The sequence below is a fragment of the Amycolatopsis sp. CA-211722 genome (assembly GCF_056828465.1).
Map to the genome: position 1 here is coordinate 8,262,696 of NZ_CP184752.1, position 16,745 is coordinate 8,279,440.

12 protein-coding genes are annotated in these 16,745 nt (G+C 69.5%); 5 read left to right on the top strand and 7 right to left on the bottom strand.

Annotated features, from left to right (window positions below; genetic code table 11):
• Positions 1–146 precede the first annotated feature (146 nt).
• Both ACOCEP_RS37785 and ACOCEP_RS37790 read right to left on the bottom strand, forming a co-directional pair.
• Positions 147–782, bottom strand: coding sequence for a helix-turn-helix transcriptional regulator (locus ACOCEP_RS37785; protein WP_482334559.1), 636 nt, complete (start codon positions 780–782; stop codon positions 147–149).
• A gap of 82 nt (positions 783–864) precedes the next feature.
• Positions 865–1,116: a hypothetical protein gene (locus ACOCEP_RS37790; RefSeq protein ID WP_482334561.1), complete on the bottom strand. Its 252-nt coding sequence runs from the start codon at positions 1,114–1,116 to the stop codon at positions 865–867.
• Between the two features lie 276 nt (positions 1,117–1,392).
• Between ACOCEP_RS37790 and ACOCEP_RS37795 the strand changes: the two genes are divergently transcribed.
• The 5 genes from ACOCEP_RS37795 (at position 1,393) to ACOCEP_RS37815 (ending at position 11,731) form a co-directional block, all read left to right on the top strand.
• Positions 1,393–3,456: an ATP-binding protein gene (locus ACOCEP_RS37795; protein ID WP_482334563.1), complete on the top strand. Its 2,064-nt coding sequence runs from the start codon at positions 1,393–1,395 to the stop codon at positions 3,454–3,456.
• A gap of 61 nt (positions 3,457–3,517) precedes the next feature.
• Positions 3,518–7,159, top strand: coding sequence for an ATP-binding protein (locus ACOCEP_RS37800; RefSeq protein ID WP_482334565.1), 3,642 nt, complete (start codon positions 3,518–3,520; stop codon positions 7,157–7,159).
• A gap of 20 nt (positions 7,160–7,179) precedes the next feature.
• Positions 7,180–8,439, top strand: coding sequence for an ABC transporter substrate-binding protein (locus tag ACOCEP_RS37805; protein ID WP_482334567.1), 1,260 nt, complete (start codon positions 7,180–7,182; stop codon positions 8,437–8,439).
• An 11-nt stretch (positions 8,440–8,450) separates the two neighbouring features.
• Positions 8,451–9,800: a GH1 family beta-glucosidase gene (locus ACOCEP_RS37810; RefSeq protein ID WP_482334569.1), complete on the top strand. Its 1,350-nt coding sequence runs from the start codon at positions 8,451–8,453 to the stop codon at positions 9,798–9,800.
• A gap of 698 nt (positions 9,801–10,498) precedes the next feature.
• Positions 10,499–11,731 carry an HNH endonuclease signature motif containing protein gene (locus ACOCEP_RS37815; protein WP_482334571.1) on the top strand — a complete coding sequence of 411 codons (1,233 nt, stop codon included), beginning with the start codon at positions 10,499–10,501 and terminating at the stop codon, positions 11,729–11,731.
• 825 nt (positions 11,732–12,556) lie between these two features.
• Here the strand turns inward: ACOCEP_RS37815 and ACOCEP_RS37820 are convergent.
• The 5 genes from ACOCEP_RS37820 to ACOCEP_RS37840 form a co-directional block, all read right to left on the bottom strand.
• On the bottom strand, positions 12,557–13,384 hold the full coding sequence (locus tag ACOCEP_RS37820) for a carbohydrate ABC transporter permease (RefSeq protein WP_482334572.1): 828 nt from the start codon (positions 13,382–13,384) through the stop codon (positions 12,557–12,559).
• Between the two features lie 2 nt (positions 13,385–13,386).
• Positions 13,387–14,280: a carbohydrate ABC transporter permease gene (locus tag ACOCEP_RS37825; RefSeq protein WP_482334574.1), complete on the bottom strand. Its 894-nt coding sequence runs from the start codon at positions 14,278–14,280 to the stop codon at positions 13,387–13,389.
• Positions 14,277–15,038 (bottom strand): DeoR/GlpR family DNA-binding transcription regulator, encoded by a 762-nt coding sequence (locus tag ACOCEP_RS37830; RefSeq protein WP_482334576.1) that lies wholly within the window; start codon positions 15,036–15,038, stop codon positions 14,277–14,279. The genes ACOCEP_RS37825 and ACOCEP_RS37830 overlap by 4 nt, the downstream gene beginning before the upstream one ends.
• A 150-nt stretch (positions 15,039–15,188) precedes the next feature.
• Entirely contained in the window at positions 15,189–16,373 is a 1,185-nt protein-coding gene (locus ACOCEP_RS37835; protein WP_482334578.1) for an RNA polymerase sigma factor, read from the bottom strand.
• Entirely contained in the window at positions 16,373–16,729 is a 357-nt protein-coding gene (locus ACOCEP_RS37840) for a YciI family protein (protein ID WP_482334580.1), read from the bottom strand. The genes ACOCEP_RS37835 and ACOCEP_RS37840 overlap by 1 nt, the downstream gene beginning before the upstream one ends.
• Between the last annotated feature and the right edge of the window lie 16 nt (positions 16,730–16,745).

A 16,745-nucleotide genomic window follows, 5' to 3' on the forward strand; every position in this document is an offset into this window, starting at 1 on the left:
GTCGAATCTGGCATGGTCTCGGCCGGGTCGATGGTGGGATGAAGGCTCCCTTCGCCGCGTCTCATGCGGTGAAGGGAGCCTTCGGCCCGGGTCCAGGTCACGTTCGCCTTACCCGTCGATACGCCTTCAATCACGCGAGATACGCCTCAGATCACCCCGGCCCGTACCGCGTACGCGACGGCGTGCGGTCGGTTCTTCAGCTTCAGCCGTCCGGTGATGCCCTGGATGATGTGCTTCACGCTGCGTTCCGAGTAGCTGAGTTCGCCGGCGATCTCGACGGTGTCCTTGCCCTCGGCCATCAGCCGCAGCACGTCGATCTCCCGCGTGCTGAGCCCGGCGGTGTTGACGCCCATCGGGTCGAGCACCTCGCGTTGCAGCCGCTCGACGTGTTTGAGGAGCTCGCCGAGCAGGCTCGGCGGGAGCACTCCGCCGCCGGTCGCCGCCGCGCGGACGGCGTGCGCGAGCCGTTCGCCGGTCGTGGCCGAGCGCGGCAGGACCGCCACCACCCGGCATTCGATGGCGGGGACGAGTTCCGCCTCGCTGATCTGGCTCACCACGAGCACCACCGGCTTGCCGTCCTCGGCGGCGAGCCGCCGCAGCCAGAGCACGATCTCCGGCGTCAGGCATTCGGCGGCGAACACCAGTACGTCGGTCTCGGCGCGCTGCTCCCAGTCCAGGATGTCGATCCCCTGCTGCGTGCCCAGCTGGCTGGCCAGGCCCGCGGTGGTGATCGGGTCGGGCGCGTGCACCGCCACGGTGATCTGTCGGGTTTCCGTGTCCACTTCGTCCCCTCCGCTTGTCCGCGGCCCCAGTCGGATGGGACACAGTCTGCGAAGGAGCTCTTCACGAAGTCTCCACGAGTTCTCAACGAGGCGTGAAGGACTTCGTGGCCTGCTGAAACGCCTCGACGTACTTGGGCAGCTCGTCCAGGATCTCGCGGAGCCTGCCCTCGGGTCCGGTGTAGTCCGGGTCGGCGAGGAGGGCGTAGCCGAAAGCCAGCGTCCGCCGAAGCTCGGCGACGCGGGCTTCGGCCTCATCGGCGTCGAGCACCAGCCTGCCGTTCCTGGCGAGGCTGAGCAGGACATCACCGGCGAAGTGTTCAAGATCCTGGCTCACTGTCACAGCATGCACAGGCTCGCATGCCTTCGACCAGCTCCGGAGGACTTTCTGCCCCTGGGAACGCCCGGCTTTGCCCGGTCGCCCCTCGCCTGAACGCGGCCTGAAACCCACATGAACGGACATCCGGCAGTCCACGAACCGGTCAGTTCCGGGCCCGACCGCCGAAACCCACACGGTGAGTGCCCGATTGATTGCGAAACCCACATCGCCGCCACTAGGCTTTCCGCTGAGCAGGACACTCTTTTCGGCAGTCGGACGCACAGGCGGCAGGTCATGGACGAGGTTTCCTCGCTGACGGTGCGCCTGCTGGGCGGTTCCCCCGCCCGCCACGGCGAAGGTGAGATCGCCCTGGGTCCCGCCCAGCGTCAGGCGGTGTTCGCCACCCTCGCCCTGCGGGCCGGCCAGGTCGTCTCCCGCAAGGAGATCATCGACGCCGTCTGGGGCGAGCGGCCTCCGGACAGCGCCACCGGCATCGTGTACACCTACGTCTCCGCGCTGCGCCGCGCGCTGGAGCCGGCGGGCGGGCCGCTCGTCGCCAGCCGAGCCGGCTACAGCCTCGACCTGCCGAGGCGGCAGGTCGACGTCCACGTCTTCGAAGCCGAGCTGGAGCGGGCCCGTGCGCACCGGCTCGCCGGCGCGCACGAACGGGAGCTGGAATCGCTTCACTCCGCGCTCGGGCAATGGCGGGGTTCCGCGCTCGACGGGATCCCGGGGCCTTTCGCCGAAACCCAGCGCGCCCGGCTGAACGAGCTGCGGATGAGCGCGCTCGAACGCCAGGCCGAGGTCGCGCTGCACCTCGGCGGCTACCGCGAACTCGTAGGCGAGCTCGCCGTGCTGGTCGAGCGCCATCCGTTGCGCGAAGGCCTGCACCGGATGCTGATCACCGCGTTGTTCCGGTCCGGCAGGCAGGCCGAGGCGCTGGCCGCGTTCGACCGCGCCCGCGAGACGATCATCGAGCGGTCCGGTCTCGAACCCGGGCCGGAGCTCCTCGCCCTGCGGCAGCGGGTCCTGGACGACGATCCGGCACTCCACCACCAGGACCGGCCGGAGCGGCATCGGCAGGCCCACGCCCTGCCCGAGCGGCCGTCCGCCTTCGTCGGCCGGGAGTTCGAACTCCGCCGGGTGCGCCGCCACCTGTCCGCGTTGCTCGACGAAGGCCGCGGCGGGACGATCTGGCTGGACGGCGAGGCGGGCGGCGGCAAGAGCGCCTTCCTGGCGGAGGCCCTCGCCTCGGCGCGGAGCCGCACGCGCTGGGTCCAAGCCGACGAGCTGACCGGCGCGGTCCCGCTGAGCCTGATCGCCGACAGCCTCGGCGGCGAAGCACTCGTGGATCTCGGCAAAACGGTCACCGAACTGTGCGAGGACGGGCCGTGGGTGCTCGTCTTCGAAGACCTGCACTGGGCCGACGAAGAAAGCCTGCTCGCCTGGCAGCGGCTGCACCGGTTCACCGCGCGTCTGCCGCTGCTGCTGGTCGGCTCGGCTCGGCCCCTCCCCCGGCGCCGCACTCTCGAAGTCCTCCGCTCACGGCTCGACGGGGACGTCATCTCGCTGCCGCCGTTCGACGGCCCGGCCGTCGCCGCGCTCGCGGAGGAGACCTTGGCCAGGGACCCCGGCGGGGACTTCCTGAGGTTCGCGGCCGGGTACAGCGCCGGGAACGTCGGCTACCTGTGCGAGCTGTTCGCCGAGTTCGCCGACGGACGCGAGCCCGACATCGCGCCGCACGGCAGGCTCGCCGCCGTGGTCGAAGATCATCTCTCCGCGCTTTCCGTGCCGTGCAAGCGAACCTTGACCTCGGCGGCGCTGCTCGGCTCGTCGTTCACGGTCGCCGATCTGGCGGGTGTCACCGGCCGCGAGCTGGGAGCGCTCATCCGAGCGGTCGAAGAGGCGCTCGCCGCGCGCGTGCTGGAAACCGAGGGAGAACGGCTGCGCTTCCGGGTCCCGCTGGTACGGGAGGTGTTCGCCGCGAACACCCCGCCCGCCATCCGCGCCGTGCTGCACCAGGAGATCGCCGCGACCATGGCGGGCTCCGGCGCCCCCGCCGACCGCGTCGCCGAGCAGTTGCTCCAGGTCGGCGACGAGCTGACGGCCGGCTGGATCCCGCAGTGGCTGCTCGACAACGTCCGCGCGCTCTCCACCGGCCCGGCGGTCGAGCTGCTCCACTTGCTTTCCCACCAACGAAATCTGACCGAGGAGCAGCACCGGAGCCTGGCCGGCGAGCTCGCCGCGCTCCTTTTGCCCGAAACAGGCGTCACGCCCGCCTGGTCCGCGCAGCCTTGGTGCGCGCCGCTGCACGCGCTCGCCCGGGTGCGCGACCGAACCGGACCGAGCACGTCCTAAACTGCGGGGACACAGTAGTGATCCGGCCACTTTCGGTGCATGACGAAGAATGGGAGCCGGCTTGACGAACGGGCTGCGCGTCGAGCTGCTCGGGCCGCCTCGTGCCTGGCTCGGCGACGTCGAGCTGAAGCTCGGGCCCGCCCGGCAGCGCGCGGTCTTCGCCACCCTGGCGGCGCGGCACGGCCAGGCGATCTCCCTCGGGGAACTGATCTCGGACGTCTGGGGTGGGTCGGCGCCCGCCAGCGCCACCGGCAGCGTCCACACCTACGTCTCCGGTCTGCGCGGCGCGATCCGCAAGGCGGGCGGTGACGCGCACGAGGTCCTGAGCTCGTCCGGGTCGAGCTACGTCCTGCGGCTGGAGCGGGAAGCGCTCGACGTCACTCGATTCGAGCAGGACGCCGCGGCCGCCCGGCGGATCGCACGAACCGATCAGCGGGGCGCGGCGGCGCGGCTCACCACGGCGCTCGGTCTCTGGCGCGGCGAGGCCTATTCGGGCGTGCCGGGCCCGTTCGCCGAAGCGGAACGCGTCCGGCTCACCGAACTCCAGCTCACCGCCACCGAACTGCGCGCCACGGCCCTGCTCGGCATCGGTGACCACCGCGAAGTCGTGGCCGAGCTGACCGCGCTCGTGCAGCGGCACCCGCTACGCGAGTCGTTGCACGAGACGCTCATGCGCGCCCTGCACGCCAGCGGACGGCCGATCGAAGCGCTCAGCGCGTACCGCGAGGCCAGGCGGATACTGCGGGAAGAACTCGGCGTCGAACCCGGTGCCCCGTTGCGTGATCTGCATCAGCGCATCCTGGACGGCAGCGAAAAACCTGTCACCCGACCGAAACCGGCTCCGGTCCGCGTCGTGCCGCCGCCGGTCGCCAAGGCGATCGAACGCGGCGGCCAGTGCCCGCTGCCCGGCCGCGCGCGGGAGGTCGAGCGTCTGGACGGCTTCGTGACCGACGTGCTCGCCGGCCGCGGCCGCCCGGTCTGGCTCGAAGGCGAACCGGGTATCGGCAAATCAGAACTGCTGATCGCCGGGCTGTCGGGCGCCGCGGCGCGGGGCTGCCAGCTCGCCTGGACCGCGGCCGACGAGCTGCGGCAACGGTTCCCGCTGCAGGTCATCATGGAATGCCTCGGGGTGCACCACGGCGCGGCGGATCCGGCCAAGGCCAAGCTGGCGGGCGAGCTGCACGCCGAACCCGCGCACGGCGGCTGGGGCCCCGCCGACCCGATCCTGTCCACTGTGGACAAATTGCTGGCGCTGGTCGACGAGACCTGCGCGGCGGGACCGCTGGTGCTGGTGATCGACGACCTCCATTGGGCGGACGAGGCGAGTGTGCTGCTGTGGCAACGGCTGGCCGCCGCCACCCGCCAGCTGCCGCTCCTGCTGGTCGCCGCCACGCGCACCGGGCACGGCCGCCGCGATCTCGCCCAGCTCCGGCGCGGCGTCGAGGCGAGAGACGGCGAGATCATGCCGGTCGAGGTGCTGACCGACGACGACGTCACCGCCGTGTTCGAGGCGGTCCTCGGAGCCGAGCTCGGGGCGAGCCTGCGCCCGCTGGTCCGGCGCGCGGCCGGGAATCCGCTCTACGCCAGGGAAATCGCGCACGATCTGGTCCGCACCGGCTCGTTGCGGATCAAGGACGGTGTGGCGGAGGTGACGCTGGACGGCACCGAGAACGCGCCGCGGTCGCTGCTGGCGGCGGTGGCCAGGACGCTGGAATGCCTCGACCCCGCCACGACCGGGATCCTGCGGACCGCCTCGCTGCTGGGCGCGGAGTTCGCCGTCGAGGACCTGGCCGCGCTGGCGGACAAGGGTCCGCTCGAGGTCCTGCGGGAGTTGGAGCCCGCCACCACCGCGGGCGTCATCGAGTACGCCGGCGACAAACTCGCCTTCCACCATCCGTTTCAGCGGCAGGCGCTCTACGGCGCCATCGCCGAACCGGTCCGCGCCGCGTCGCACCGGCGGGCCGCCGAATCGCTCGCGCGGGCGGGCGCGCCGATCAAACGGGTCGCCGAGCAGCTGGCGGCCGGGCCGGTGCCGTTCGACCCGTGGCTGGCGGGCTGGCTCACCGCCAACCACGTCGCGGTGTCCAACCGGGCCCCGCATATCGCGGCCGACCTGCTCCGGGGCGCGCTCGACAGCACGGTGCCCACCGGCGAGCAGCGGAAGACGCTGATCGCCGCGCTGGTGCGTGTGCTGTTCCGGCTCGAACTGGCTCCGGAGGCGGAAGCCGAACAGGCGGTGAAGACCGTCACCGACAAGGCGGATCTGGCGCAGATGCGGCATTTCCTCGCTGCGCTGCGCTACCGCCGGGGCGACACGCCGGGTGCGATCGAGGCACTCGGCGACACCGCGGACGATCCGTCGATGCCGGAACTGTGGCGCACCAGCACCCGGACGCTGCTCGCCAACTTCCGGCGCGGCACGCTCGCCGACCTCGACGAGACCGAGCGGATCGCGCGGCGGCTGTACGCCGAAGCGGGCGAGCGCTATCCCGCCGCGCACGCGCAGCAGACGTTGTGGCTCGTGCATTCGATCCGCCGCGAGCACGACCGGGCGCTGACCGCGATCGACGCCGCGCTGGAGACCACCGGCGACGAGGCCGACCTGGCGACGCTGCGGTTCGACCTCCTCGACAACCGCCTGTTCACCCTGCAGAACCTCGACCGGCTCGCCGAGGCCGACGCCACGCTGCACGCCGGATACGAGACGGCCGCGCGGCACGGCCTGCCGACCGGACCGCAGGTCTCGGCGGCCGTGCACTACTACTGGACCGGCCGGTGGGACGAGGCGCTGGCCGAACTGGACTCGGTCACCGAGGACGGCCCGGCGATCACCTTCTACGGTGTCCGCGAGCCGGGCGCCGCCGCCCTGCTGCTGCACGGGGTCGCCGCCTTGATCGCGGGCCATCGCGACGAACGCGTCGCCGTCCGCGCACATCTGGAGGCGGCCGAGGCGCACTCGCCGTCGAACTCGTCCGAACGCGAGAGCTGCGACTTCTATCTGGCGGCGCAGGCGATGGCCGCCGAGCAGCGCGGCGAGCTCGACGACGCGCTGCGGCTGTTCGCGCCGGTGCTGCGTCCCGACTACGCCCGGATGATGCTGCGCCACCAATGGCTTCCCGACGTCGTCCGCGTCGCGCTCGCCGCCGGGAACGACGCCGTCACTCAGGAAGCGCTCGCCGTCTGCGCCGAGGAAGCGAGCCAGGAGACCGTTCCCGCCAGGGCGACCGCGGCCGCTCTCCGGTGCCGGTCGCTGATCGACGGCGACCCCGACGGCATGCTGGCCGCGGCCGATCACTACCGCGAGGTCCACCGCCCGATCGAACTCGCGGCCGCGCTGGAGGACGCCGCCGAACTGCTCGGCCGAGCCGGTTACCTCGAAGCGGCGACGCGTTCGCTCACCGAAGCGTGCGAAGTCCTCGGTGACGTCGGAGCCACCTGGAGCATCCGCCGGGCGGAAAGCAGGCTCCGCCGCTTCGGCGTGCTGAGCCGGGCCGAGCGGAGTCCGCGGCACAGCGGGGCGCTGTCGCCATTGGAACTACGGGTCGCGCGGCTGGTGGCGGCGAAGCTGTCGAACCCGGAGATCGCCGCCGAGCTGAGCCTGCCGCGCCGGACGGTGCAGTCGCTGGTGTCCAGGGTCCTGACCAAACTGCACGCCGATTCCCGGCTGACCGTCGGCGACCAGCTGCCGAGACGACTCGCGTGACCACACGACCGAGGAGAACCATGACCCGCGTACTGGCCGGCCTGACGGCACTGGTGCTGCTGCTGAGCGGCTGTTCGAGCGCGCCGGAAGCCGGCGGCCCGATCAAGCTCACCGTCGCCACCTTCGGCGAGTTCGGGTACGAAAAGCTTTTCGACGACTACGAAAAAACCCATCCGGGGATCAGCGTCGAGGGCCGGGTCGCCGACTTCGAGACGCATCATCGCCAGCTCGCCACCGGGCTCGGCGCGGGTCGCGGCAGCGCGGACGTGGTGGCGATCGAAGAGCAGTACCTGCCGAAGTTCCGCCAGTCGACGGACAAGTTCAGCGACCTGTCCGAGTTCGGCGCGCAGGGCCTTCGTGAGCAGTGGCCTGCCTGGAAATGGGACCAGGGCACGGCCGAGAACGGGAAGTTCGTGATGGGGCTCGGCACCGACATGGGCAGTCTCGCCCTGTGCTACCGGCGCGATCTGTTCGCGAACGCCGGCCTGCCGTCCGACCGCGACCAGGTGGCCGCGCTGTGGCCGACGTGGGAGAAGTTCGCCGAAACCGGTGAGCGGTTCAGCGCGAAGGCACCGGACGACGTCAAGTTCGCCGACTCGGCGGGCACCGTCTACACGGCGATGCTCAACCAGGCGCAGGAGAACTACTTCGCCAAGGACGAGCGGTTCATCGCCGACACGAATCCCACCGTGCGCAAGGCCTTCGAGCTGGCGGGCGGGATGGCGCTGGAGAAGGAGACGGCCGCCGTCACCACCTTCACCCAGCCGTGGACGGTGGCGATCAAGCAGAGCCGGTTCGCCGCCATCACCTGTCCCGCGTGGATGCTCACCCAGATCGAAGAGGCGGGCGGGCCGGAACTCGCGGGCAAATGGGACGTCACCTCGGTTCCGGGCAAGGCGGGGAACTGGGGCGGCTCGTTCCTGACCGTCCCGAAGCAGGGCGCGCACCGCAAGGAAGCCTACGACCTCGCCGTCTGGCTCACCGCTCCCGAACAGCAGAAGCGGATCTTCCTGGAAAGCGGGCTGCTGCCGAGCGCGCTGGGCGCTTACCAGGACACCGCCGTGCTTTCCCACACCAGCCGGTACTTCAGCGGCGCGCCGGTCGGCAAGATCTTCGCGGCCTCCGCCGAGGCCCTGCGGCCCAACTACCGCGGGCTGCGCGACGGCGAGGTGCGTCCCGTGTACGGGCACGCGCTGGGCCGTGTCGAGGAAGGGAAGCAATCGCTGGACGAGGCGTGGAACCAGGCCGCGACCGAAGGCCGCGCCGCGGCCGCCAACTGAGTGGGGACGGCGTGACACGCAGGTTTCCGGCCGGGTTCCGCTGGGGCACGGCCACGGCGGCGTACCAGATCGAGGGTTCGACGACGGCGGACGGCCGTGGACCGTCCATTTGGGACACTTTCACCGCGAGACCCGGCCTGGCCACCGGCGATCCGGCTTGCGACCACTACCGGCGTTACCGCGAGGACATCGGGCTGTTGAGCGGTCTCGGTGTGCCGTATTACCGGTTTTCCGTCGCGTGGTCGCGGGTGATGCCGGACGGCCGGGCGGTGGAGCCGCGCGGCCTCGCCTTCTACGACCGTCTTGTCGACTCGTTGCTGGAACATGGGATCACTCCGATGGTGACGCTCTACCACTGGGATCTCCCGGAGGCCCTGCAGGCGGAAGGCGGCTGGCCGAGGCGGGACCTCGCGAGCCTTTTCGCCGACTACGCCCTGACCGTCCACAAGGTACTGGGCGACCGGGTGCGACAGTGGACCACGATCAACGAACCGTTCTGCGCCGCCTTCATCGGCTACGGCAACGGCGACCACGCGCCGGGTATCCAGGACGAAGGCGCGGCACTGGTCGCCGGACACAACCTCCTTCTGGCACACGGCAAGGCGACACAGGCGTTGCGGTCCGCCGGTGGCGAGCAGGAGGTGTCCATCGTGCTCAACTTCGCCCCGGTGCTGACCGATGTGGACGACGCCGCACACCGCGAGGCCGCACGCAAATTCGACTTCCTGCACAACAGGTTCTTCCTCGACCCGCTGCTGGGCCGCGGCTACCCGCCTGAGCTGCTCGCTGATCTGGCCCATCTCGGCACACTGGAACCGGCGATCGCCGACGGCGACCTGGAGACCATCGCGCAGCCGCTGGACGTCCTCGGCGTCAACTACTACGCGCCCGCCCGCGCTGTCCCGCTCGAAGATCCCGAAGCCGACAGCAATTGTCCGCTGCCCGGCCTCCGCGGCATGGACGTCCAGCCGCCCCGCGGCGACCTGACCTCGCTCGGCTGGGAACAGCGCCCCTCGTCGTTCACCGATCTGTTGCTGTGGCTGCATGAACACTGCCCCGGCCTGCCGCTCGTGATCGCCGAGAACGGTGCCGCGTTCGAGGACGAGGTCGTCGATGGGCGGGTGCACGACGAGAAACGCGTGCGCTACTTCGCCGAACACCTCGCCGCCGTGCACGACGCGATCGAACGCGGTGCCGACGTCCGCGGCTACATGGCCTGGTCGCTCCTGGACAACTTCGAGTGGGCGATGGGTTACACGCAACGGTTCGGCCTCGTGCACGTCGATTTCGAAACGCAGGAGCGGGTACTCAAGGACAGTGCGCGGTTCTATGCGGATGTGGTGGCGCGCAACGGCCTCTGAGGGCTTGGCTGGTTGTTGTGCTGGTTCGTCGCCGGAAGTCGGCGATGCGTGCTGAGGGCGAAACGCGGGACCGGGCGCTCAAGGTGCTTGGCCTTGTCGCTCATGCCACTCTTCCGGACCGGGGTTGGCGTGCTGCGGTCGTTGCCGGGAATCGGCGACGTGCCGAGATCGAAGGACACGAGTTACCTTCACCGACACTCAAACGAACGCTCGTCCTCCTTGCCGTAGCGCTCTTCCCATCCAGGGTTGATGCGCTTCGGTCGTTGCCGGAAATCGGCGACGTGCCGAGATCGAAGGGCATGAGTTACCTTCACCTACAACAAAACGAACACTCAAGGAGCTCGGCCTCCTTGCCATACCGCTCTACCCATCGAGAGTTGATGCACTTCGATCGTCGCCGGAAATCGGCGACGCGCCGAACCCGAAGAACACGAGTTGCCCTCACTACGCCGAGACGAACGCTCAAGGAACTCGACCTCCTCGCCCTACCGCTCTACCCATCCAGGACTGACGCGCTTCGGCCGTTGCCAGAATCGGCGACGCGCCGAACCCGAAGAACACGAGTTACCTTCACCCACAACAAAACGAGCGCTCAAGGAACTCCACCTCCTCGCCAAACCGCTCTCCCGCCCGAGTTACCGAAAACCGGCGACGTACCGATGCCGAAAACTGTCGGTGGTCGGTTGTAGCTTTGGTGTGTGGATACACGCAACGCGCTTGTGGCGCTACTCGAGGAAATCACCTCTTCTGATCGGCTTCGGGAGGTCAATGCTTCACTGGATTCGTTAGGAGACGAGGATGTTGTGGCGGCTGCTGTGGCGGCGTCGGAGGGGATCGCGCGGTTGGAGGCGGTGCGGTTTCGTGCGTTGGCTCAGCTGAGCCGGCATCGTGACGGCGCGTCGAGTGTGGTGCAGGAGGTCGCGCTCGCGTTGTCTGTTGTGGATGGTCACGCGGCTGGGCTGGTGTCGACGGCGGAGGCGTTGACCACCCGTCTCCCGCGCACCCTCGGTCTGCTGGATGGTGGCAAGGTGGGTGGTTACGGGGCGATGAAGGTCGCTGCCGCGACCGCGTGGTTGTCGGATGAGGACGCGCGTGCGGTGGACGAGGTGCTGGAGGACCGGTTGCCGGGCCGGAATTCCGAGCAGGTCCGGAAAGCGGCCAGTCACGCGGCGATGATGGCCGACCGTGACGGCGCCGACCGGCGTGCGGAACGACAGCGGGCGGGGCGCCGGTTGTCGATCCGCCAGGGCGAGACCGGGGTGGCGTCGATCGAGGTCGAGGACGGCCCCGTGGAGAAAGTCACCGCCGCCTACACGAGGATCGACCGCGAGGCACGCGCCTTGAAAACCGGCGACGAACCCCGCACCCTGGATCAACTGCGCGCCGACGTCGCCCTTGATCTGTTGCTGGGCGGGCAGGGTGGACGTGAACGGTCCGAGGTGTTCCTCTACATGGACCTGAACACCTACCTGGGGGTGAACGATGCTCCGGCCGAGCTGGCCGGGCACGGGCATGTTCCGGCGTCGCTGGCGCGGCATATCGCGTCTGGCCCGGACACGGTGTTGCGGCGGATCATCACCGATCCGCTCTCCGGGCAGGTGCTGGATCTGGGGCGGGACCGGTATCGGCCGACTGCGGGGTTGGGTGAGTTCGTGCGGGTGCGGGACCGGGAATGCCGAAGACCCGGCTGCCACCGGGCCGCCCAGTCCTGCGATCTCGACCATGCGGTGCCCTGGCAACACGGCGGCCACACCGCCGACACCGAACTGATCGACTTCTGCCGCCGCGACCACCGATTGAAAGACGAACCAGGCTGGGTCTACCAGCTCGCCTCCGACGGCACCCTGACAATCACCACACCCACCGGGCAAAGCTACGACAGCACACCACCGCCCCTGCACGAACCCCGCACCGACGAACCACCATTCTGACCCGACCACAGTTGGGTCGTCGCCGAAATTCGACCAGCGCTTGGGAGGCGGTACCCGGCTGGGGCCTACGGGCTTGCGGCTGCGAGCTGGCCACCAGCTCTGCATGAATCGTGCGCCAAAGCGACTGTTCTGAACCCGTCGCCGGGAACCGACCACGGTTGGGGTCGTTGCCGAAATTCGGCCAGCGCTCGGGAGACGGACCCGGCTGGGGCTCTACGGGCTTGCGGCTGGCAGTCGGTCACCTCTCCTGAACGATCCTCGCACCGATGAGTCACCGTTCTGAACCCGTCGCCGAAAAGCGGCGATGGGGCGAAGATGCGTTGCCGGGATTCGGCGAGCGCTTGAGAGAGGACCTGGCTGGGGTCTACGGGCTGCGGCTGACAGCCGGCCATAACCCCCGCACGAACTCCACAACGAACAGCCACCACCACGAACCCGCCGCCAGAAAACGGCCACAGTCGAGAGTCATCGCCGAAATTCGACCAGCGCCCGAGAGCCGAACCCTACTGAGACCAACCCACTAACGGCCGACAGCACACCACCCTGCGCGAACCCCTCAGCGGACAGCCACCACTCCGAACCGTCGCCGAAAAGCGGCGACGGCCCTATAACCACGAAGGCCCTGTAACCGCGATGGTCTGTTCGCCGAAATCCGACCACTGCCCGCCCTAGCCCACATGTGACCACACCGGCCACCTACGAAACCTGCCCGCCCGCAACGACATCGCCAAAAAACGGCCACGACTCCCCTAGAGCCCGCACGTCACCACACCACGCGGACCTGCCGCCGCAAACCAGAGCCCACGCAACCCGACACCACCGCAGTCAGGCCCGCGGAGCGCCCCGCATCACGCCGTCGACCACCTTCCTGGCCAGCAGGATGAACAGCACTACCACGGGAAGCACCCCGATCGTCGCCGCGGTGAGCATCAGCGAGTAATCGGTGAAGTAACCACTCGCCAGCCGCGACAACGCCACCTGGACGGTCGGATGCGCGTTGGGGTCGAGCACGATCAGCGGCCAGAAGAAGTCGTTCCACGCGGTCATGAAGGTCAGCATCGCGAGCACGGCGGCCTGAGGCCGGATGGCGGGCATGGCGACGTGCCAGAACAGCCGCACCGTCGAGCAGCCGTCGACGCGGCCGGCGTCGAGCAGTTCGCCGGGGATGGCCTCTTCGCACGCCTGCCGCATCCAGAACACGCTGAACGCGCCGATCAGCCCCGGCACGATCACCGCCTCCAGCCGTCCGTACCAGCCGAGTTCCCCGACCACGAGGTAGAGCGGGATGACGCCGAGCTGGGCAGGCACCATGGCGGTACCGATGACCACCAGGAAAAGCGAGTCGCGGCCGGGGAAGCGCAGGCGCGCGAAGGCGAACCCGGCCATGCTGGAGAGCAGCACGTTCGAAGCGGTCACCGTCCCGGCGACGATCAGCGAGTTCTGCATCGCCAGCCAGAAGTCGACGGTCCCGAAGACCCTGCCCACGTTCTCGGCCAGGTTGCCGCCGGGCAGCAGCGGCGGCGTGGTCTCACCGAGAGCGGAATTGTCCTTGGAGGACACCACGAACGACCAGTACAACGGGAAGATCGACGCGACGGCGACGGCGAGCAGCAGCCCGTAGACGACGAAACCGGTCCGTTCCCTGGCCGCCACGGTCACTCTCCGCCCCGCATCCGGCGCACGAGCGAGAAGTTGACCAGCGCGAACACGGCCGAGCACAGGAACAGCAACCACGCGATGGCCGCCGCGTATCCGGCGTCGAACTCGCCGAAGCCCTTTTCGTAGAGGTACATGGCGAGGGTCTGGAACTGCCGGTCGGCGCCGCCCGTCCCGTTGACGCCGGTGTCGTCGAACAGCTGCGGCTCGGCGAACAGCTGCAATCCGCCGATGGTCGAGACGACGACGGTGAAGGCGATGGTCGGCCGGATCGCGGGCACGGTGATGGACCAGAAGGTCCGCCAGCGCGAGGCACCGTCGAGCATCGCGGCGTCATAGCGTTCCTGCGGCACGGATTGCATGGCCGCGAGGTAGAGCAGCGCGTTGTAGCCGGTCCAGCGCCACATCACCATCGTGCTCACCGCGACGTGCGAGGCGAACCGGTCCGACCGCCAGTCCACCGGATCGAGCCCCACCAGCCCCAGCGCCCAGTTGACGACGCCGTAGTCCTCGGCGAACAGCTGGCTGAACACCAGCGCCACCGCGACCACCGAGACGACATTGGGTAACAGCACACTCGCCCGCCACAGGGTCCGCGTCCGCAAGGGACGGTCGAGGAGCGCGGCCAGCCCGAGCGCGGCCAGCAGTTGCGGGACGGTCGAAAGGACGAAGATGCTGACCGTGTTGAAGAGCGCGTTGTAGAAATACGGATCCTGGAGCAGGACGGCGAAGTTGCCGAGCCCGGCGAACCCGGTGTCACCGTTGACCAGATGCCAATGGTGCAACGCCACCCAGGCGGTGTAGAGCAACGGAAAGAGCCCGAACACGCCGAAGAGGACGTAGAACGGCGCTGTCATCAGGTATCCGGCGAGCCGCTCGCCCGTACGCTTCAAACGATGATCACCTTGACGCCTGCCCGGCTGATGTCGTCGATCTCCTGGGGTTCGACCCCGCTGTCGGTGATCAGGGTATCGACGTCGCACAGGCCACCGAACCGGGCGAAATGGTCGTCGCCGATCTTCGTGTGATCTGCCAGCAGCACCGTCCGCCGGGCCGACGCGATGGCCGCGCGCTTCACCATCGCCTCGGCGGTGTCCGGGGTGGTGAGCCCCCGCTCGACGGAAAGACCGTTGGTACCGAGGAAAGCGACGTCGACGTAGGTGTCCTTGAGGGCGTCGAGCGCCCAGCCGTCGACCGACGCCATGGTGCGGCCACGCAGTCTTCCCCCGACCAGCATCACTGTGACGCCGGGCCGGTTGGCGAGCGTGAACGCGTTCGGCAGCGAAGGGGTGACGACGGTCAGCCCGCGACCGGCGGGGACGAGGTTCGCCAGCCGGGCCACCGTGGTGCCCGCGTCCAGCAGGATCGCGCCCCCGTCGGGGATCTGCTCCAGCGCCGCGGCGGCGATACGGTCCTTTTCCGCCGTCATCACCGCGTCGCGGGCGTCGAGCCCCGGCTCGATGCCCAGCCGCTCGACGGGGATCGCGCCGCCGTGCACCCGCCGCACCACTCCGCTGCGTTCCAGCGCCGTCAGGTCACGGCGGACGGTCTCGCTGGTGATCTCGAAAGCCGCCGCGAGCGTCGCGACGTCGACCCGGCCGTTCTGCCGCGCCTGCTTGAGGATGGCGCGCTGCCGCTCTTCGGCGTACAACGCCTCACCTCCTGCCCTGGCGGATGAGCGGTCATGGCGACAATAGTTGGTTTCTCACCGGCCCGACAACGGAACCCCTCATTCGAAACCCGATGCTCTGTCCATTGAGGACACAGCGGGTCCGGCGTTTTCGCCGACGGTTGCCCGAAACTACGACAGGACTGCCCGTTTGGCCCGCAGGAAGGCCCGCTCCGTGTCGTTGGTGGCCAAGGCGATCGCCTCGTCGTAGGCGGCGACGGCGTCCTGGGCCCGGCCGAGGCGGGCCAGCAGGTTCGCCCGGGTGGCGGGCAGATGGTGATACCCGGGCAGATCCAGTCCGTCGATCCCGGCCAGTGCCGCCGCCGGGCCGTGCACCTCGGCGACGGCGACCGCGCGGTTGAGCGCGACGACCGGCGTCGGGGTGAGCCGCCACAGCTGGTCGTAGAGCGCCAGCACCTGTGTCCAGTCGGTCGACTCGCCGTCCGTGTGCACCGCGTTGATCGCGGCCTGCACCTGGTACTGACCCGGACGGCCGAGCCGCAGGCATCGCCGCACCAGTTCATGCCCCTCGGCGATCAGTTCCCGGTTCCACAACGACCGGTCCTGCTCGGCGAGCACCACCAGCTCACCGGAAGGCCCGACCCGTGCGGGGCGCCGGGCTTCGGTGAGCAGGAGCAGCGCGAGCAGCCCGGTCACCTCCGGCTCGTCGGGCATCAGCTCCGCGAGCGCCCTCGTCAGGCGCACCGCCTCGACGCAGAGATCCGTCCGCAGCAGGTCACCCGACGTGGACGTGTAGCCCTCGTTGAAGACCAGGTAGAGCACGGTGAGCACCGAGTCCAGCCGATCCGGCAGCTCGTCCTTCCCCGGCACGCGGTACGGGATGCCCGCGTCGCGGATCTTCTTCTTCGCGCGGACGATCCGCTGGGCCACGGTCGGTTCCGGCACGAGATACGCCCGGGCGATCTCCCCCACCTCCAGCCCGCCGATCAGGCGCAGGGTGAGCGCGGTCCGCGCGAGCGGCGAAAGCGCCGGATGGCAGCAGGTGAAGATCATGCGGAGCTGGTCGTCGCGCACCGGCCCCACCTCACGCGGCGGCTCGTCCTGGGAGCGCAGGAGCAGCGCCTGGGCGTGCCGGGCCTCGCGGGTGGATTCCCGGCGAAGGCGGTCGATCGCGCGGTTGCGGGCGGTGGTCACGATCCACGCGCCCGGGTTGGGCGGCGTTTCCGCCCACTTCTCCATCGCGGTCGCGAACGCGTCCTGGACCGCCTCTTCGGCGAGCGAGATGTCGCCGAGGAGGCGGGTCAGGGTGGCCACGCACCGGCCGTATTCCGCCCGGTAGATCCCGTCGAAATCCATCACGGGAGCGACGGGTCGCCGAACGGCCGCACTTCGATCGGCTGCCCGCAGGCGAGCGCGCACTTTTCGGCCCAGGCCAGCGCTTGGTCGAGATCCTCGACCTGGATCACCCAGAACCCGCCGAGCTGTTCCTTCGTCTCGGCGAACGGCCCGTCGGTGATCGTGATCGACCCACCGGCTGGCCGGACGACCGTGGAGACTTCCGAGTGCTCCAGGCCGCCGACGAAGACCCACGACCCGGCGGCCTTCATCTCGTCGGTGACCGCGCCCGTCCTGGCCAGCATCGCCCGGACCTCTTCGTCGGGCGCGTCCCGTTCGCTCTCGTCGAGCTGGACGGCGAGCAGGTACTGCCTCATGACGGACTCCCCTTTC

Excerpts from the sequence above, each read along its gene's own strand:
- ACOCEP_RS37795 (WP_482334563.1), top strand. The coding sequence starts at position 1,393 with ATGGACGAGGTTTCCTCGCTGACGGTGCGCCTGCTGGGCGGTTCCCCC.
- ACOCEP_RS37805 (WP_482334567.1), top strand. The coding sequence starts at position 7,180 with ATGACCCGCGTACTGGCCGGCCTGACGGCACTGGTGCTGCTGCTGAGC.
- ACOCEP_RS37840 (WP_482334580.1), bottom strand. The coding sequence starts at position 16,729 with ATGAGGCAGTACCTGCTCGCCGTCCAGCTCGACGAGAGCGAACGGGAC.
- ACOCEP_RS37835 (WP_482334578.1), bottom strand. The coding sequence starts at position 16,373 with ATGGATTTCGACGGGATCTACCGGGCGGAATACGGCCGGTGCGTGGCC.